At 71.4% G+C, this 17,690-nt stretch carries 16 protein-coding genes and 1 pseudogene; 6 read left to right on the top strand and 11 right to left on the bottom strand.

The genetic code is table 11. The annotated features are described in order from the left end of the window. Positions 1–7: 7 nt before the first annotated feature. The 4 genes from AC3CH1_RS11140 to AC3CH1_RS11125 form a co-directional block, all read right to left on the bottom strand. Positions 8–2,608 carry a hypothetical protein gene (locus AC3CH1_RS11140; protein WP_488462745.1) on the bottom strand — a complete coding sequence of 867 codons (2,601 nt, stop codon included), beginning with the start codon at positions 2,606–2,608 and terminating at the stop codon, positions 8–10. Beyond that, positions 2,608–3,342, bottom strand: a complete 735-nt coding sequence (locus AC3CH1_RS11135; protein WP_488462744.1) for an ABC transporter ATP-binding protein — start codon at positions 3,340–3,342, stop codon at positions 2,608–2,610. Before AC3CH1_RS11135 ends, AC3CH1_RS11140 begins: the two co-directional genes overlap by 1 nt. A 271-nt stretch (positions 3,343–3,613) precedes the next feature. Then, positions 3,614–4,402 (bottom strand): hypothetical protein, encoded by a 789-nt coding sequence (locus AC3CH1_RS11130; protein WP_488462743.1) that lies wholly within the window; start codon positions 4,400–4,402, stop codon positions 3,614–3,616. A gap of 280 nt (positions 4,403–4,682) precedes the next feature. After that, positions 4,683–4,856 (bottom strand): type II toxin-antitoxin system Phd/YefM family antitoxin, encoded by a 174-nt coding sequence (locus tag AC3CH1_RS11125; protein ID WP_488462742.1) that lies wholly within the window; start codon positions 4,854–4,856, stop codon positions 4,683–4,685. Between the two features lie 195 nt (positions 4,857–5,051). Here AC3CH1_RS11125 and AC3CH1_RS11120 point away from each other — a divergent pair, with 195 nt between their 5' ends. Beyond that, on the top strand, positions 5,052–6,221 hold the full coding sequence (locus AC3CH1_RS11120; RefSeq protein WP_488462741.1) for a hypothetical protein: 1,170 nt from the start codon (positions 5,052–5,054) through the stop codon (positions 6,219–6,221). Here the strand turns inward: AC3CH1_RS11120 and AC3CH1_RS11115 are convergent. Then, positions 6,194–6,979 (bottom strand): SAM-dependent methyltransferase, encoded by a 786-nt coding sequence (locus tag AC3CH1_RS11115; RefSeq protein WP_488462740.1) that lies wholly within the window; start codon positions 6,977–6,979, stop codon positions 6,194–6,196. The two genes, AC3CH1_RS11120 and AC3CH1_RS11115, sit on opposite strands and share 28 nt — an antisense overlap. A gap of 359 nt (positions 6,980–7,338) precedes the next feature. Here AC3CH1_RS11115 and AC3CH1_RS11110 point away from each other — a divergent pair, with 359 nt between their 5' ends. Continuing rightward, on the top strand, positions 7,339–8,241 hold the full coding sequence (locus AC3CH1_RS11110; protein ID WP_488463472.1) for a CPBP family intramembrane glutamic endopeptidase: 903 nt from the start codon (positions 7,339–7,341) through the stop codon (positions 8,239–8,241). A gap of 31 nt (positions 8,242–8,272) precedes the next feature. Here AC3CH1_RS11110 and AC3CH1_RS11105 read toward each other — a convergent pair. Then, positions 8,273–8,443 (bottom strand): annotated as a pseudogene (locus AC3CH1_RS11105) (ABC transporter permease); the annotation flags it as partial. A gap of 59 nt (positions 8,444–8,502) precedes the next feature. Between AC3CH1_RS11105 and AC3CH1_RS11100 the strand changes: the two are divergent. Next, positions 8,503–8,718 (top strand): hypothetical protein, encoded by a 216-nt coding sequence (locus AC3CH1_RS11100; protein ID WP_488462739.1) that lies wholly within the window; start codon positions 8,503–8,505, stop codon positions 8,716–8,718. 174 nt (positions 8,719–8,892) lie between these two features. Here AC3CH1_RS11100 and AC3CH1_RS11095 read toward each other — a convergent pair whose 3' ends face one another. Further along, complete coding sequence (locus tag AC3CH1_RS11095; RefSeq protein WP_488462738.1) at positions 8,893–9,492, bottom strand: TetR/AcrR family transcriptional regulator; 600 nt, start codon at positions 9,490–9,492, stop codon at positions 8,893–8,895. Between the two features lie 414 nt (positions 9,493–9,906). On the opposite strand from AC3CH1_RS11095, the gene AC3CH1_RS11090 reads away from it, so the two are divergent. Further along, positions 9,907–12,204 carry an exo-beta-d-1,3/1,6-glucosidase gene (locus AC3CH1_RS11090; RefSeq protein WP_488463471.1) on the top strand — a complete coding sequence of 766 codons (2,298 nt, stop codon included), beginning with the start codon at positions 9,907–9,909 and terminating at the stop codon, positions 12,202–12,204. Between the two features lie 70 nt (positions 12,205–12,274). Here the strand turns inward: AC3CH1_RS11090 and AC3CH1_RS11085 are convergent, their stop codons facing one another. Further along, positions 12,275–13,159: a hypothetical protein gene (locus AC3CH1_RS11085; protein WP_488462737.1), complete on the bottom strand. Its 885-nt coding sequence runs from the start codon at positions 13,157–13,159 to the stop codon at positions 12,275–12,277. Between the two features lie 364 nt (positions 13,160–13,523). Between AC3CH1_RS11085 and AC3CH1_RS11080 the strand changes: the two genes are divergently transcribed. After that, entirely contained in the window at positions 13,524–14,177 is a 654-nt protein-coding gene (locus AC3CH1_RS11080; RefSeq protein WP_488462736.1) for a TetR/AcrR family transcriptional regulator, read from the top strand. A gap of 119 nt (positions 14,178–14,296) precedes the next feature. Here the strand turns inward: AC3CH1_RS11080 and AC3CH1_RS11075 are convergent, their stop codons facing one another. After that, on the bottom strand, positions 14,297–15,067 hold the full coding sequence (locus AC3CH1_RS11075) for a GDSL-type esterase/lipase family protein (RefSeq protein ID WP_488462735.1): 771 nt from the start codon (positions 15,065–15,067) through the stop codon (positions 14,297–14,299). On the opposite strand from AC3CH1_RS11075, the gene AC3CH1_RS11070 reads away from it, so the two are divergent. Further along, entirely contained in the window at positions 15,066–16,121 is a 1,056-nt protein-coding gene (locus AC3CH1_RS11070) for a YncE family protein (RefSeq protein WP_488462734.1), read from the top strand. The genes AC3CH1_RS11075 and AC3CH1_RS11070 overlap by 2 nt on opposite strands. A 181-nt stretch (positions 16,122–16,302) precedes the next feature. On the opposite strand, the gene AC3CH1_RS11065 is transcribed toward AC3CH1_RS11070, so the two are convergent. Next, positions 16,303–16,707 (bottom strand): PPOX class F420-dependent oxidoreductase, encoded by a 405-nt coding sequence (locus AC3CH1_RS11065; protein ID WP_488462733.1) that lies wholly within the window; start codon positions 16,705–16,707, stop codon positions 16,303–16,305. A 31-nt stretch (positions 16,708–16,738) separates the two neighbouring features. Next, complete coding sequence (locus AC3CH1_RS11060; RefSeq protein WP_488462732.1) at positions 16,739–17,632, bottom strand: TetR/AcrR family transcriptional regulator C-terminal domain-containing protein; 894 nt, start codon at positions 17,630–17,632, stop codon at positions 16,739–16,741. Positions 17,633–17,690 lie beyond the last annotated feature (58 nt).

Here is a 17,690-nt window from a genome sequence, read left to right as displayed (position 1 = left end):
CGGCCCCCTACCGGCGTAGAGCGAGCGTCGATCGGGTTGCGGCGAGTACGGAGGCCAGGCCGAGAGTGGCGAGGAGCAGGCTCATCTGTCCCCAGGGAATGCTGAGCTGGAAGTCGGGGATCTGGGTGGCCAGAGCCACGGTCGGGACGATGGCGATGAAGAGCCCGAGGAGAGTGGCGGTTCCCAGGAGCACGGCGTACTGCCAGAGGATGATGTGGCGGCCCCAGGATGGCGGGATGCCGAGCGCGATGAGGCTGTCGATGTAGGTCTTGAGTGCTCGGGTCTGGCCCCGGAGCGCGGTGAGGACGGTGGCGAGCGCAAGCAGGGCCAAGGCCGCGGCGGAGACGTAGAGCGCGGTATCCGGGACCGGTGGTTCTGGCTCGACATAGATGTAGGCGGCGCGCGCGTCGATCGCGTGGTCCTGGAGGACCTGTTGAGCGCGCGCGTCCTGGCCGTCGTCGGCGTTGGCGACCATGATCGGGCCCCGCACGGCGATGGGGAGTTCAAGGCGGCGGGCGGTGTCGAGGAGAAGGATCCCGTCCGTGCCGGCGCGCCAGCCCGTGCGTGCCAGTTCCAGGGTCTTGGAGGGCAGGGGAGGGGTTTCGGTGAGGATACGGTCGCCCTCAGCCACCACCAGTCGGGTCGGCTGTCCTTCGGGGGGCGGGGCGTTGTCCCGGTCCGCCCAGACCAGGAGGCCGCCGCGGTTGAGCAGCGCACGCTGGTCGGCGGTCAGGGGGCGGCCGGTCAGGACGGGGACGTCGTCGGGTGAGTCGACGGCCAGGATGCCGCCGTTGTTGCCTTGGCGAGTTGTGCTGGGGACGGGGCCGGTTTCGTCCACGGACTCCTTCGAGAGGCGGTGGAGTTCCGCCTGGGGAAGGCCTTCGAGAACTTGGCTCTCCTTGAGCACGGTGAGCATCCGCTCCGGTGGTGCGAAGGCGCTGCTGGCCCGGTGCGCCAGCAGTACCTGGCCGGGCAGGACGTCCGGTTGCACGGTGTTCTCGCTGCTGCGGATCAGGGTGTCGAGAAGGGCGAGCATGCCCAGGCTGGCGCCGATGATCACGGTAAGGACGGCGAGGGCGGCCTGTGCCCGCCGCCGGTCGGCCTGCAGTTGACGGCGGGCCAGCCTGCGGCGGGCGTCACGCTCCGTGAGCAGACGGGTCGCGAGTCCGAAGAACTCCGGCAACGTCAGCACCACCGCGGCCGTGATCAGGGCGGTCAGGAACATGCCCTCGGACGGGGTGTCGAGGCGTGTCGCCGTGTAGACCACGCAGACGCACCAGACGCCCAACGCGGCCAGTTGGCGGACGTCTCGGACAACCGTGGCAGCGCTCTTCTTGCGGAGGTTCTTCGCCTGCGGCTGGTGTGCCGGTGACGTGGTGGTGGGGTGAGGCTGCTCGCCGCGGGTCCGGCGGGCCAGGAGCAGCCCCGCGCCGGTCAGCACTCCGGTTGCCGCGACCAGAGCGAGGAGCTGCGTAGCAGCGTCTGTGATTCCTTCGACATCTCCCACCGGCCGGTCTTGCAGGTACGCCAGGAGAGGTCGTAGGGCCCAGCCGGTGGCAACTCCGGCAGCGGCACCGGCGGTAGCTGCCGCCAGGCACCATGCCACGCAGGCGAAGCTCACGGCCGCTACCGTGGTGGCGGGTCGCAACCCCAAGGAGACCATGGTCTCCGTGGTGCGCCGCAGGCGTCGGTCGACGAGCCCGAACATCAGCAGCACGGCGCCGATGGGGACCAGAACGGCGGGGATGGCGTATCCGGCGGGGGACTTCTCGATCCAGTAGTCGGCTGCTTTGGTCTCCATCTGTGCCCGAAGGGTCGGCGGGCCGGGCAGAAGTTCCGGTCCGCCCTCGCCCTCCCGTGGGCCGGAGCCATCGCTGTACGACGTGAGCGTCTTCGTCACCGCGTCCATGACGGCTTGCTCTGGCCCCCCGGTCCACAGCAGGTACGGCTGCGCGGCCAGGGAGGGGTAGCCCTCAGCGACTTTCGGGTCCAGACTGCTCCAGGTGCCTGGCGCGGCGAGCAGGGCCGAGGTGTTCGCGTAGTGGTTGTCCGCGACGCCCACCACGCGCAGCCGAACGTCACCGAGCACGGTGAGCGTCTGACCGGCAGCGGCCTTGACGTCCCCTGGGTCGGTCACAACGATCTCGCCCGGCTGTTGCGGCCAGCGCCCGGCCGTCAACTCGTAAACATCTGGGTACGGGTTGGGGTTCCACTGCCCCTCCAGCAGGGTCACGTTCCGTGCCGGAGTGACGGCGAGCTGCACGTCGAGCGCGGTGAGGAAGGCGGCAGACTCGTTCGCACCGGCCTGCTGCGCGGCCCCGGCCATGGCCGGGGCCGGCGTCCTACTTCCGGGGGCGAGCGTCATCTCAGCGCTCGCGAGAGCGTCGAAACGGCCCAAGTCCCGATCGGCCTCCTGAGCACCTGAGAGTGACAACGTCGACAACGCGATGAACATGGCCATCGTGAACAGACCCGCCACGAACACCGTCGAAGAGGCGCCGATCCATTGACCCTGGCGCCGGCCCAGCCGCCATGCCAGCCGTGCCGCGAGTCGTGGCTGCGGCAGGACCGATGTGCCCTTGTCGGCCTGTTTCGGCTGCCGCGCCATCAGCGGTGTTCCAGGCGGCCGTCGACGACCTCATAAACCGAGTCGGCGAACTCCCGGCAGCGGGTGTCATGGGAGCAGACCACTGCCAGCACCCCCTCGTCGCACAACTTACGCAGCAGTGTGAACATCTCCCTCGTAGCGGCCGAATCCAGCGCTCCTGTCGGCTCGTCCGCCAGGAGCACGGCACGGTCACCGGCCAGCGCGCGGGCGATACCCACCCGCTGCCGCTGGCCGCCGGACAACTGACCTGGAAATCGGTCCTCGAGCCCGGCCAGGCCCACGCGGGCCAATTGAACGACAGCCTCTGCACGGGCAGCAGAGGACGTGTCCCCGCGCGCCTCCAGCGGCAACGCGACGTTCTCGGCGGCGGTGAACTCCTCCACCAACTGGTGGTGCTGAAAGACCACTCCGACGGCGTCCAACCGCAGCCGCGCGCGCTGGGCCTCATCCGCCGCACTGACGTCGACACCGGCGACCTGGATGTCACCGGTATCGGCGACATCCAGGCCGGCCAGCAGGTTCAACAGGGTCGACTTCCCGGAGCCGCTCGCCCCATATACGCAGACGAACTCGCCCGCGCCGGCCGCGAAGTTCACCTCCCGTGCAGCCCACACCGTTTCCACTGCCGATCGGTAGGCTTTACACAGGGCGCGCGTCTGGATCAGCGGGGTTCCGGTCATGTCGTCAGCCCTTCTGCTCTCTGAGCGGTTCAGCAGCCGTACCTGGTTCGCCACGAGCTGACCTCGTCGCTGTTCAGCGGCGAGACGTTGTTGCCCCACATGCGCGTTTTGTCGTTGCTCCCGCTGCCGCTCTCCCGCTCTCCCGTTGAGTGGCCCTTCACCGCGGAGCCGGGCTGCGGGGCAAACTCCCGGTCTTCCTCGCCGCACCTGCCCGGAGCAGGGCCGCGGACCGGTTCGGTCCCAGAAAGGCAGCTGGTCCTCACCATTCGGTGAAGACCACTCCGGACGTCCAGCAGCCAGTCCGCCTGGTTGCCGCCGACCGCGCCTACCGAATGGCGACCCGGTCCCCGGACGACGAGCTCGCGCCGGACGTCGTGTTGCCGTAGTACGTCCACCGCCACGTCCCCGCGCCGGTGGCCTTCACCGAGGTCTTGAGGGCTCCGGTCTTGCTCGACGTCGCCTTCTTGACCGTCTTGTACGAGGAGGAGCCCGCCGCCTTGAACTGGAGGCTCACCGAGCGGCCGCCGTACCCCTGGTACGTGTGGGTGTCCCAGTTCGCCCGGCTGACCTTTCCGGTCACGGTGAGCGTCTTCCCCTTCACGACCGGCTCCGGCGAGGCGTTGACCGTGACCCGGGTCGCACGCTTCACCTGCAACGGGAGCTTCTCGTCGTCGATGTCCTCGGCGCCCTTGGGGAGGTACAGCTGCGCGGCCGTCTTCCAGGCGCCGGCGTCCTCGTTCCCGAAGTCGTAGTGCCGCGGGTCGATGGTCAGCCACTCCTCGAAGTCGCAGATCCCTTTCGCCTTGCTCACGACCACGCAGTCGTTGACAAGGATGGTATTCCACAGCGTTTCGCTGGAGCCGAGCTTGCCCCGGTAGGGGAACACCGTCGGGTGGGACTTGTGCTTGAGTTTGGTCGTCACCCGGAAGGTCACGTACAGCTCGACCTCCTTCTTGACCCCGATCACGATCGGCTTCCCGCCGTTCACCGTGACCCGGGAGAAAGCGACCCCGCCCTCCGCCGCCCCGGCCGGCACCGCCGCCACCCCGGTCAACACGGCCGCGGCCGCGCCGGCCACCACCGCTCTCCGCGTCGTTCTCTTCACGCTCTTCACGTCGAACCCGTCCTCTCCCCAGCCGCCCGGGGCCGCGCGCGCGGGCGCGCCTGCCCGAGGTTTTCCTCGCGGCTGACCAGGAGACCAGGGAGGGGGGTGCGCGGTTGTGCGCGGGGCAGCAACGATTTGATCACCACGGCCCGGTAGTCACCTATTCGGGGACGCCATCGTGCCTCGTGGCCCATGGGTCAGTTGGCCGACCGGAGAGTGCGGCCAACTCTTCGAGGGATACCGAACCATCGGTTCCTTCGGCCTCGGCCTCGTCCGCGAGCCGGTTGAGCTACCTCTCGGCGGCCTCGCGCACGTGTCGGTATGCGTCGACGTCCACGATGGCCGCTTCGCTCTTGCCTCGGCGGGTGATGATCGTGGGCGTCCCGTCACGGCGGGCGCGGTCGATGACGTCCGCGAGATGCTTGTGTACCTCTGCCGTGCAGGCGGTCACGGGCTCGCTCATGAGATCAATGTGCCGGATGCGCGGTCGGCGCACGCCGCAGACGGAGCGTGACGTGGGGGTCACCTTCTGCGGTACGGTGATCGTGACATCACGCTCCGTGCGCTCAGGTCTTCGCAGCGCATGGGGCGGCCCCCGGGGGTGTTAGCGCACTTACCCGAGGGCCTTCACCACCAGTGGATCAGGAGTCCACCCGCGATGCTTTCGCATGTTATCCCGCCCCCTCGGGGCTATACGAAGGCCCCCAACTGTCTGGTGCGCCACCCGCGTCTCGGCAGTGACGCCAAGGTTCTGGTCCTCTACGTCCAGGGGCTGCCCGAAGAGGACCGCGACAAGGCTCTGGGCGAGCACGCCCGCGCTCTCCGTATGACTGGTCGTGCCTACCAAAAGGCCAAGTCCGACCTCGTGACTCACGGGTATGTTCATGAGAAGCGGGAGAGCCTCGCCGGAGGGCGCTGGCGCACCGTACAGGTGTTCAGCAACCAGCCGCTGACTAATGATCAGGCTGCCCGTCTCCGCGCCGGTGTTCCCGCCGACGGGTACGAGAACGTGGGCGTTTCTGCTGCCCTGGACGTGTGGCCCGCTCCGAGTACGCACTCTCCGACGGTCGGTGAGCCGACCGGTCGGACGGCCGGTGGTCAATTACCCGCAGACGAAGAACAGGGCGAAGACTCTTCCCACCCACCCACCGAAGCGGCCGTGGAAGCGGAAAGCGAGTTGCAGGAGCAGGAGCAGGAGCAGGAGCAGGACCCGGAGCAGGGTGGGGTCCGGGACCCGGACCTGGACCAGGGTCAGGACCCGGGCCAGGCCCCGGCCCCGTCCCCCGACCAAGCTGAAGTTCTCCTCGCTGAGCGTGTGTTGCTCTCGCTGCGGCACCAGACGCGTGAGCTCTCGCTCGGCGTGCGCGAGGCCCGCAAGCTCGGCGCGCTCGCCGCCGAGTGGCTGCGGCGGGGCGTCAGCGCCGGAGACCTGCGGCTGGCGCTGTGCAGCGCGCTGCCGGAGGGCGGGGTGCGTTCGGCCTTCGGGTTCCTGGCGCACCGGCTGGTGGAGAAGCTGCCGCCGCATCCGGAGGCAACGGCAGGCCTGTTGGTGGCGGCACAGCCCCCGCCGCCGCCACAACCGCCCCTGATCGCCTGCGACGGGCCCGGCCAGGAGCACATGTTCCGGCCGCACGCGTCGTGGGTCACCACGTGCGGCCCCTGCCACCGTGAGCAGCAACGCGCCGACTGGGCGGACGCGTTGGCCCGTGCCGAGGCCGACCCCGAGCCTCCGCGGCCGGCCTGGCGGGAGCTCGTCGCCGCCGAGGCCCGGGCGGGCGGGTGCGTCGAGGGGCCTCCCGGTTACGGGACCCGGGCCACGGCCACGTAGATACCGCTGAACTCCTGGGTGGGCGCGGGCGTGCCGTTGAACCACTCCGGGGCCCTCACCAGGCCGGGGGCGACGATCTCCAGGCCCTCGAAGAACCGCGAGAACTCCTCGCGGCTCCGCAGAGCCAGCTGGATGCCGCCCTTCTTGTACTCGTCCTCGCTCTGCTGCCCGACCTCCTCGTTCACGTCGGACGCGCCGTGGGACAGCACGACGTAGCTGCCGGGGGCCATGGTGCTCGTGAACGTACGGATGATGCCGATCGGGTCCTCGGCGTCGGGGAGGAAGTGGAGCAGGCCGAGGAGCGACAGGGCTATCGGGCGGTCGAAGTCCAGGGTCTCGCGGGCCGCGTCGAGGATGATCGCGGGCTCGCGGACGTCGGCGTGCACGTAGTCCGTCACGCCCTCCGGACGGCTGACCAGCAGCGCTTCCGCGTGGCGCAGAACGATGGGGTCGTTGTCGCAGTAGACGACCCGGGCGGAGGGGCGGATCTCCTGGGCCGTCTGGTGCAGGTTCGGCTCGGTGGGGATGCCCGTCCCGATGTCCAGGAACTGCGTCACGCCCTCGCCCGCCAGCCAGGCCGTCGCGCGGTTCATGAAGGAGCGCTGATGCCGGGCGCCGACCTTCGCCTCGACGGGCAGGAGCTCCGCCACCTGCTGGTCCACGGGATAGTTGTCCTTGCCGCCGAGCAGCGCGTCGTAGACCCGGGCCGAGTGGGGCTTGCTGGTGTCGATCGGGGGGTGGGGCGTCGCGCTTGTCATGCCGGACTCCTGATACACGTGGTGTGGACCAATAGGTCGACGCAGTCTGCCACAGCAATACCGGTGCCCCGGAAGGGTGTTCGGGTCTCGGTGCGCCCTCCCGCGCCCGCCCTGCGGTTACGCCCGGCCGCACGCGGGATCGTCCCGCCGGGCATCCGCGTTGACCTCGTACGCCGTGCGCGCCGAAGATCGCTGGTGTGAACCCGCCTGCTGACGTGCCCCAGCCGCCCGACTCGGCTCCCTCGCCTCCCTCGTCTCCCTGGACCCCGCCGTCCTCCGCCGAACCGCCCCGCCCGCCCGACTCCACCTGGCAGGGCTGGGACCGGCCCCCGGAGTGGAGCCGTCCGCCGACCGGGCCGGTGCGTGCGCCCTCGGGCTCCCGCTACGACGAGCAGGGGCGCAACGGGCAGGGTGGGCGGTTCGGCTGGCTGGGCGAACTGCCGTTGGCTGTCGTGCTGGTCGTGCTGGGCATGGTGGCGGTCGGCGTGGTCGGCGCGACCATCGCGGACGTTCTGGACGCGGGGCCCGCCTCGGCGGACAGCGATCTCTTCTTCGAGGACCCGGTCGCCGAACTGGCCATCTCGCTCGTCGGCATCGCGATCGGCATACCCATCGTCCTGGGGGTGGCCCGCGGTCTCGGCCGACGGCCGGCCGGGACCGTGTCCTCCGTCGTCGGGCGGCTGCGCTGGGGCTGGCTCGGACGCTGCGCCGCCGTGGGCTTCCCGCTCATGGCCGTCCAGATCGGGCTGCTGATCGCCTGGACCTGGGACGCGGAACCGCTCACGGAGTCCGGTACGGGCTTCCCGGGCTGGCCCTACTTTCTGCTGAGCCTGGCCGTGGTGCTGGCGCTCGTACCGTTCCAGGCCGCCGCCGAGGAGTACGTCTTCCGGGGCTGGCTGGTCCAGGTGATCGGCAGGGCCGTGCGCTCGCCCTGGCCCGCGATCGTGCTGGCGTCCCTCCTGTTCGCCCTGGCCCACGGGTTCGGCGAGCTCTCCGGCTTCCTCCTGCTGCTCTACTCGGCGCTGTGGTGGGGCTGGCTGGTGATCCGTACCGGCGGTCTCGAAGCGGTGATCGTCCTGCACGTCGCCAACAACGTGCTGGCCTTCGGCCTGGCGGCGGGCTTCGGGGAACTCGACGACACCAGCACCGCCGCCGACGCCCCCTGGCAGGCCCTGGTCCTGGAACTGGTCTTCGCCCCGCTGTACTGCCTGACCATGGCGAAGATCGCCGAGCGACGTGGCATCGAGCGGGTCAGCCCCTGACGCCCGTCCCGTCCTTCTCGCGCCTGCCTCCTCAGGTCGCGTTCAGCGCCACCGTCGGGTGCAGGCGCGAGACGCGGATCGCCGGGTAGAGGCCCGCGAGCACGCCGATCGCCAGGGTCGCGGCCAGGCCGCTCGCCAGGGACCAGGGCGGGACCACCGGCGTCCACCCCTGCGCCCGCGCGAACCCGTACGTGGCCGCCGAGCGGCGCGAAGGGCTGACGACCCTGCTCCACCCTGCTCCACCCTCGTAGCGGCTACACCGTGACCGGGGACGGGACCCGCGTCACCGTGGAGCTGGAGGGCTCGTACGGGGCGGAGGCGAGGGAACAGGTGACGGGGCAGCTGGTCTGCACGCTCGCCGGCTTCCAGTCCGTGCGCGAGGCCGGGGTCCGGGCGGACGACGTGGAGGTGACGATCCGCCCGGGGGAGGGGCCGGTGCTGGGGCCGCTGCGGTGCGCGGGGTATCTGGGCGGCTGAGGGGCGCGGCGGGCGGCCCGGCCGTGGGGCGGGGCGGATGCCCGGCCGCTGGGCGGGGCCTGCTGCGCGGGCCATGGGGCGGAGTGCCAGGCCGCGGGGCGGGGCCTGGTGCATGGCCGGGAGGAGCGCCGCGGGGCGGGGCCTGCTGCCCGGCCGGGAGGAGCGGCAGGTCCGTCAGAACCGTACGGTCACCTGCGTCTGGACGTGGGCCCGCAGCACGCCCGCCATGTCCGTCGCGCAGTCGCTGATCAGCCACTGGATCTGGAGGCCGTCCATCAGCGCGATGAGCTGCTGCGCGGCGGCCGACGGGTCGACGTCCTCGCGGAGTTCGCCCGCCTCCCGGGTCTGGCGGTAGGCCAGTTCGGTGTTGGCGAGCGAGGTGCGGTACCGGGCCTCGAAGTACGCGTGCGCCGGGTGGTCGGGGGAGGTGGCCTCAGCCGCGACCACCGAGAACAGCTCGACGATCCCGCGCCGCTTCGCGTTCAGCTCCGCGAGGTCGGTCAGCCGACGCAGATGGTCGACGCCCCGGGTCACGCCCAGCGCCAGCCACGCGTCGTCCACGTCGTCGCGATGCTGGAGCACGGCGAGGAGCAGGGCCTCCTTCGTCGGGAAGTGGTGGAGGAGACCCGGGTGGGAGATGCCGCAGCGGGTGGCGATCACCCGGAGCGACGCGCCCCGGTAGCCGGCCTCGCCGAACAGGGCCATCGCCTGGTCGAGGATCTCGGTCCGTTTGGCCCGGCCCTTGGCGTAGCCGCGCGGCGTCCCGGAGGTCACGCGCGATCACCCGCCGAACCCGCGAGGCCCGCTGGGCCCGTGGAACCCGTAGAACCCGTGGAACCCGCCAGGTCCGCCAGGCCGACTGGACCTGTGGAACCCATCGAACCCGCCAGGTCCGCCAGGCCGACTGGACCTGTGGAACCCATCGAACCCGCCAGGTCCGCCAGGCCGACTGGCCCCGTGCAACCCGCCGAACCCGCCGAACCCGCCGAACCCGCCAAACCGGCTGGACCCGTGGAACTCGCAGAACCCGTACGCGCCGTCATCGGAATCGGACACCTTTCTCGCACCGCCGCTCCCTCCGCTTCGGCCCAGATTCTCACAGGAGCCAATCCCGGTTCCCCCAATACTTACCAAGCGGTCGGGATTGAGCGTACGGTACGGCGGAGTGCTTTCGTGAAAGGAACCCCTGTGGGCCTCAAGCCGCCGTACCTCGACCCCGCACTGCCCGTCGCGGAGCGGGTCGCCGACCTCCTGGGGCGCATGACGCTGCCCGAGAAGGTCGGCCAGATGCTCCAGCTCAACGCCAAGGAGGGCGTGCGGCACCTCGTGGAGGACCTGCACGCGGGATCGATCCTGCACGCCTCGCCGGAGCGGGTGAGCGAGGCCGCCGTGCTCACCGGGAAGACCCGGCTGCGCATCCCGCTGCTCGTCGCCGAGGACTGCATCCACGGGCACTCCTTCTGGGAGGGGGCCACGATCTACCCGACGCAGCTCGGGATGGCCGCCACCTGGGACCCGGAGCTGGTGGAGCGGATCGCCCGGGCGACGGCCGTCGAGGTCGCGGCGACCGGGGTGCACTGGACGTTCTCGCCGGTGCTCTGCATCACCCGGGACCTGCGGTGGGGCCGGGTGAGCGAGACGTTCGGCGAGGACCCGTTCCTCATCGGCGAGCTGGCCTCCGCGATGGTGCGCGGCTACCAGGGCGACGGCCTCGACGACCCGACCGCGATCCTGGCCTGCGCCAAGCACTTCGCCGGGTACTCGGAGACCCAGGGCGGCCGGGACGCCAGCGAGGCCGACATCTCGCGGCGCAAGCTGCGCTCCTGGTTCCTGCCGCCGTTCGAGCGGGTCGCCAAGGAGGGCTGCCGTACGTTCATGCTCGGCTACCAGTCGATGGACGGCGTGCCGATCACCGTGAACAACTGGCTGCTCAACGAGGTGCTGCGCGGTGAGTGGGGCTACACCGGGACCCTGGTCACCGACTGGGACAACGTCGGCCGCATGGTGTGGGAGCAGAAGGTCTACGCCGACTACGCGCAGGCGTCGGCGGCGGCGGTCCGCGCCGGCAACGACATGGTGATGACCACGTCGAACTTCTTCGCCGGAGCCCAGGAGGCCGTGGCGCAGGGCGCGTTGACGGAGACCGAGATCGACGCCGCCGTACGCCGGATCCTGACGCTCAAGTTCGAGCTGGGGCTCTTCGAGGACCCGCGCCACCCCGACGCGGCCCGGCAGGCCGAGGTCATCGGCAGCGGGGCGCACGCCGTGCTGAACCTGGAGGCGGCCCGCCGCTCGCTGGTGCTGCTGACCAATGACGGCACGCTGCCGTTCGCGGGCGGCCTGGCGGCGGACGAGTCGGGCCGGGGCCGGCCCCTTGCCTCCGGCAGCCCTCGTCCCCGTACGGTGGCGGTCATCGGCCCCAACGCGGACGACCCGCAGACCCAGCTGGGCGACTGGGCGGGCTCATCGGGCCAGGCCGACTGGCTGCCGGAGGGCCAGCCGCGCACCATGATCCGTACCGTCCTCGACGGCTTCCGCGACCACGTGCCCGCCGACTGGACGGTCGCGTACGCGCCCGGGGCCCGGATCCTCGACGTGGGCCCCGACCCGGAGGGCGCGTTCTTCCCGGACGGCCAGCCCCGCCCGGAGGTGGTCGTCCCGGCCGCCCCGGACGCCTCGCTGATCGCGGAGGCGGTCGCCGCCGCCGAGGCCGCCGACCACGTGGTGGCCGTCGTGGGCGACCGGATCGAGCTGATCGGCGAGGGCAAGTCCACCGCCACGCTCGAACTCGTCGGCGACCAGGTGGCGTTGCTCGACGCCCTGGCGGCGACGGGCAAGCCGCTGGTGGTCGTGGTGATCAGCTCCAAGCCGCTGGTGCTGCCGCCGTCCGCGCTCGGCGCGGCGGCGATCGTGTACGCGGCCAACCCGGGGATGCTCGGCGGCCGGGCGGTCGCGGAGCTGCTGCTCGGCCTGATCGAGCCGACCGGCCGGCTGCCGCTGTCCTTCGCCCGGCACGCGGGCCAGCAGCCGACGTACTACAACCAGGTGCGCGGCCAGCACGGCTCGCGCTACGCGGACCTCACCCAGCGCCCGGCGTTCGCGTTCGGCGAGGGGCTGAGCTACACGACGGTCGACTACGCGGACCTGGAGGTGCTGACGTCGGTGGTCGACGCGTCGGAGACCGTACGGGCCCGGGTCACGGTGACCAACACGGGGACGCGGCCCGCGCTGGAGACCGTGCAGGTGTACGTGAGCGACACGGTGACCTCGGTGACCTGGGCGGAGAAGGAGCTGAAGGCCTACCGCCAGGTGGCGCTGGTCCCCGGGGAGTCGCAGGAGGTCCTCTTCGAACTTCCGGCGGCCGACTGCACCCTCGTGGACGCGGAGGGCCTCCGTGTCGTGGAGCCGGGCCGCTTCGAGCTGCTGGTGGGCCCGTCGTCCCGCGACGACGCGCTGTTGCGCGGGGAGTTCACGGTCAAGGGCTGAACCGGGGTGCCGTGGTCGGCGGGGCTGCTTCCGGCTCCCCGTCGGCCCCGGCCCCCTCCCGGCACGCAGGTCACGAGCCGCCGGAGGTCCTCGTCAGCCGGTACAGGTCCCCGGAGTCCGGGTCTTCGATGTACTGGTAGAGGGAGGGCCGGCCCTCCCTGCCGCCGACGTTCCAGTAGCCGAACACGCACGGGTCGACGGTGACGTCCACCTCCTGCGACCACGTGCTCTCGCCGGGCTCGTACGCCCAGGCGCCCTGCCCCGAGCACGATTCGAGTTCGCCGTCCCTGTCCCCGTCCCCGTCGCCGTTGCCGTCGTCGACGACGCCGATATCGACCGCGGTGACCCGGCCGTCCGCCGTGAACGTGAGCGTTCCGCCGCGCCCGTCGGACCAGCGTCCGACGAGGTCCGCCGAGGTGAGCGCCGGCGGACGGTATTCGGGGAACAACCCCGTCGCCAGCCCGACGCCGCCGAGGACGGCGGTGAGGACCACGGCGACCAGACCCCAGAGCGTCACCGGCCCGAAGATCCGCTCCCGGCGCGACCGCCAGAGCAGCGCCGGAACGGTGAGCACGGCCGTCGTCAGCAGCCAGGCCACCGCGATACCGGCAGGCTCCGTACCGCCGGACAGGACGACGGCGGGCGCGAGGGAGACGACCGCCGCCACCGCCGGAACCCACCACCACGCCTCCCGCCCGCCGAACCGGCGTCCCAGCACGCCGCCCAGCCAGGCGGTCGGGAAGACGAGGACCACGGACAGCACGCCCGCGGCCGCGACCCCGAACACGGCGAACACGGGCAGAAGGACGATGAACAACGCCGAACCGCCGCTTGTGTTCGGCGACTCCTGCGTGAAGCCGTACACGACGGCCACGATGAGCGCGATGACCGCTTCGATGAGCAGGGTCAGGATCGAGAGGAGCAGCGACAGGCCGTACAGACGCTTCTTCTTCACTGTTCAGTCCCCCTTGCGCACGGTGATGCACGCGGCACGCCCCCATCGGGGCGGCAGCTACGACCATCGTGTCAGAGCTGTTTGAACGCGTTCAAGGCGGGGCTCGCGGTGTTCTGGCGGTGCTCTGGCGGCGCTCTGCCGAGGCTCTCGCGGGGCGAGTGCCGGACGAGTGCGGAGTGAATTCGGGGCGCAGGCGGGGCGGCGCGCCCGGGGCGCGGAAAGAAGAAGCGTTTCCGCGTGCGGGTATTCCCCCATATGGGTGTGGCGTGGCGGTCCGGACGGCGGTGGGGCGAGCACAATGGGGCGGCGGTTCGTGCAGAGGCGCGCAGGCCCCTCTCCCGCACCTTGCGCTCAAGGAGGACCGGTGGCGGAGAGCTGGACGGTTCAACGGTCCGGGCCCGGGGATGCCGCGCGCACGCAGGCGCGCGAACAACTTCTGGAAGCAGCCAGGGAGTTGTACGGCATAAACGGATACCGGGCCACCGCCGAGCACGATGTGTGCGCGGCGGCCGGTGTGCCGGTCGAGGTGCTGCGTCAGGAGTACGGCTCCCGGGAGGGACTGCTCATCGCCCTCCACAACCGGGTCACGACGACCGGGCTGCGGGCGGCGGAGAACGCACTTCAGGCCGATGGCATCGAGAATCGCTCGATCGTGGAGCGGGTCCAACTGCTCTTCGACGCGTACGTGGAGGCCGTCACCAGGGACCCGCGCGAGGCCCGGGTGACGTTCGTCGAGGTGCTGGGTGTGAGCGCAGTGGTGGACGAGCACTGCAAGCTCTGGCGGGCCCTGTGGACGGAGTTCCTGACCGGGGAGACCGAACGGGCGGTGGAGCGCGGCGAGGCGGAGGACCGGGACCACCGGGTCGACGTGATGGTGATGGTCGGCACGGTCCACGAGCTGATGGCCCACCACACCCGCCGCAGCCGCCGGGCCCGCCCCGGGGAGGTCTCGGGGGAGCTGACCCAGCTGGCGCTGTCGATGCTGGGATCGCGGTCGGTGGGTGAGCCGACGGGGTGAGCAGGGGGGTGGTCGGGGCTCGGGGCCCCGGCCGTACGCACCTGGGAGCGCGAGCCCGGGGGGCCGAGGCGCCCCTTGGCCGGCGGGAACGTCAGCGGCGCGCCTCGGGCAGGCGCAGATCAGACCGGCAAGGGCAGCGCCGGAACCGGCCGGCCCGCGTACGGGCCGCCCAGCTCCCATGCCTGGTGCATCGCGTCGGCGAAGGCGGCGGCGAGTCTGTGCTCGCCCGTCGGGCCGGGGTGGGTGCCGTCGTAGGTGTCCGTGCGGATGTCGTACGCCGTGGGGCGTGAGGCCAGCAGGAGCGGTGAGGACGGTTCGTCGAGGTCGGCCACGGCCTTGGCGAGGAGGTCGTTGAAGCGGGCGCAGGAGGCGGCGAAGGGGGCGTCCGTCACGGCCCGGATGTTCGGTATCACCGGGAGCAGCACCATGCGCAGGCGCGGGTTGGCCGTGCGGGCCGCCGTGATGAAGCGCCGGGCGTTGGCCGCCGTCTGCTCGGCGTCCGTGTAGAACCCGAGGTCTATCAGGCCGAGCGAGACCAGCAGGACGTCCGCCTCCGCCTCGCGCACCGCGTCCGCGATGACCGGGGCCATGTGCAGCCAGCCCTCGCCCCAGCCGGCCAGGTGCCGGCGGGCGGCGGGCGGGAAGGACGGGTCGGCGTACGCGTGGGAGACCGGGGCGTCCGCCTCGATGTCGTGCAGCGTCGTGCGCGGGCCGACGATCTCGTACCGGAGGCCGGGGAACGCCTCGAAGTGCTGCCACATCCGGTAGCGCCAGGTGAAGTCGCCGGTGGCGCCGATGGTCATGGAATCGCCGACCGGGAGAAAACGCATGGCGTCATCATGGCCGATCACGGCTCCGGCCTGCGACGTGACGATGGACACTTGGGCCATGCGCTCGTATCCGACCGGCCCGGCGGGCCGCGCCGCCGCCGCCTTCGCCGTCGCTCTCGCCGTCGCCCTTCCGCTGTTCGCCGGGGCCGGTCCGGCCGTGGCCGACGACGGACGGCCCGACCGTGACTTCACGATCCAGGACCCCGGTATCACCGAGTCCAGCGGCCTCGCCGCCAGCCGCGCGCACCCCGGCGTCTACTGGACGCACAACGACAGCGACGACGGCCCCTACGTCTACGCCGTCGACTCCCGCACCGGGAAGACGCTGGCGACCATCACGATGCGGGGCGTGGGGGAGCCGAGGGACGTCGAGGGCATCTCGATCGGGCCGGACGGCGACCTCTACGTCGGTGACATCGGCGACAACCTCGACGGCACCTGGGACCACGTCTGGATCTACCGCTTTCCCGAGCCGAAGACCCTGCGCGACGCCACGGTCACGGCCGTGCAGTACGACGTGACGTACGCCGACGGGGCCCGCAACGCCGAGGCGCTGATGGTCCACCCGAAGACCGGCCGCGTCTACGTCGCCTCCAAGAACGAGGACGGCGGCGGCCTCTACGAAGGCCCCGCGAAGCTCACCGCCGACTCCTCGAACGTGTTCCGGCGGGTCGGCGAGGTGCCGTGGGTCACCGACGGGGCCTTCTCGCCCGACGGGACCCGGCTGGTGCTGCGCTCCTACTTCAGCGCCCGCGCGTACGCCTTCGAGAAGGGCCGCCTGGGTGAGGACCGGTCGGTCGCCGCCCCGTTCCAGCGGCAGGCCGAGTCGGTGACGTACACGGCGGACGGCTCGGCCCTGATGTTCGGCTCGGAGGGGGCCGGCAGCGAGGTCGTCCGTGTGGAGACGGAGGGCGGGCCGGGGAGCGGTTCGGGTTCCGGGTCCGGCGAAGGGTCCGGGTCCGACGAGGGTTCCGGGTCCCCCTCGAAGGGCGGCGCCCCGGGGGGAGCGGGCGACTCGGATGAGGGCGGCAGCGGCAACGCGACCCTCGGGGCAGCCGTCCTCGTCGGGGCGGTGGCCGTCTGGTTCGCGTTGAAGCGGCGGCGGCGCGGATAGGCGGACGGACGGCGGGACAGGGGGCTTCAGCCGCCGCGACCGCCGGTGCTTCCGCCGCCGCGACCGCGCCGTTCCTTCAGCCGCCGCGACCGCCGGTGCTTCCGCCGCCGCGACCGCTGTTCCTTCCGCCGCCGCGACCACCGTCGGCGGGTGCTCGCGCTCGCTCGGGCTCAGGTGCGGCTCAGGTGTCGTCGTCCGTCACCGGCCACACCTCGTAGTGCAGGGTCCGGTCCCGCTTCAGCCGGTGCGCGAACGGGACGAGCACGCCCTGCACGACCGGGTACTTGCGCGACAGCATCCGCGCCGCGTGCGTGTTCTCCTTCGTGCCCGGCCGCAGGAGCCGTGCGTGCGCCCTGATCTGCGGTCCGGTGGGGCTGCCCCGGACCGTGCAGGGGGCGATCTCCACCTGCGGGTGGTTGCGCATCCGCTCCACCTTCCAGGCGGAGGAGAACGTGCGGATGAACGCGTGATCGCCCTCGACGGCGATGTTGACCGGTGTGCCGACGGGGGTCCCGTCCTGCCGGTGGGTGCTCAGCAGGACGGCGTACTGCTTGACGAAAGGAGCGAGCTCCCGGCTGGCATCCATACATCTATTGGGGCACGGGCCGGGGGCGCTGTCATTTCCGGGCCGCTGTCCGCTCCGTGGCCTGGCCCGTGGCCTGGCCCGTGGCCCGGTCCGCCGTCCCGTCGACCGTCCGCTCGGCGACCAGGGCCTCGAAGCCGGCGATCAGCCGTCGCAGCCCGAACTCGAAGTGGTCGAACTCGGCGCTGAACGTGTCCTCCGCCATGTTCGCCATCATCGGGTACGCGCCGCTGAGCATGGCCCGTTCCAGGTAGGGGCGCTGGTTGTCCCAGAATTCCTCGTCACTCAGCCCGGTCTGCCGTACCGCGTCCGCCGCGTCGGCCCGGGTGCGGGCGAGGCCCTCCACGAAGCTGTTGACGGTGATGATCACGCCGATCAGCTCGGGGTCGCGCAGGCCCATGGACCGCAGGGCGGTGAGGGAGAGTTCCAGGCCGCGCAGGGCGCTGGGGCCGAGCACCGTACGCGCCTGGTTGATCTTCAGCAGCCAGGGGTGGGCGCGCAGGTTGTCCAGGTAGGTGCGGGCCATGGCGTCGATGGACGCCCGCCAGTCGACGGGGGGCGCTTCGACAGCAGGCTCGCTGTCGGTGGGGGGCGCTTCGACAGGAGGCTCGCTGTCGTTTGGCAGGGGCTCGCCCAGCACCCGGTCGAGCATCAGGTCCAGCAGTTCGGCCTTGCCGGGGACGTACCGGTAGAGCGACATGGTCCCCGTGCCGAGCTCGGTGGAGAGCCGGCGCATGGAGACGGCGGCCAGCCCCTCCGCGTCCGCGACGGCGACGGCGGCGGTGACGATCCGGTCCAGCGAGAGCCCCGGTTTGGGGCCGCGGCTGGGGCGGTCCCCGGTGCCCCACAGGAGTTCCAGACTGCGCGCGATGTCGCCGCTCCCGGTGGCCGTGCCGTCCGTCGCCGCTGTCGATCCGTCTTTCGCCATGGGGTCAGCGTAGTGCTCCGCAACGAATGTGGGTACGCCGTACCCGTATCGGAGTACG

The organism is Streptomyces sp. MGP-P1 (assembly GCF_057766565.1).
This window is presented reverse-complemented; position numbering and strand designations above follow the sequence as displayed.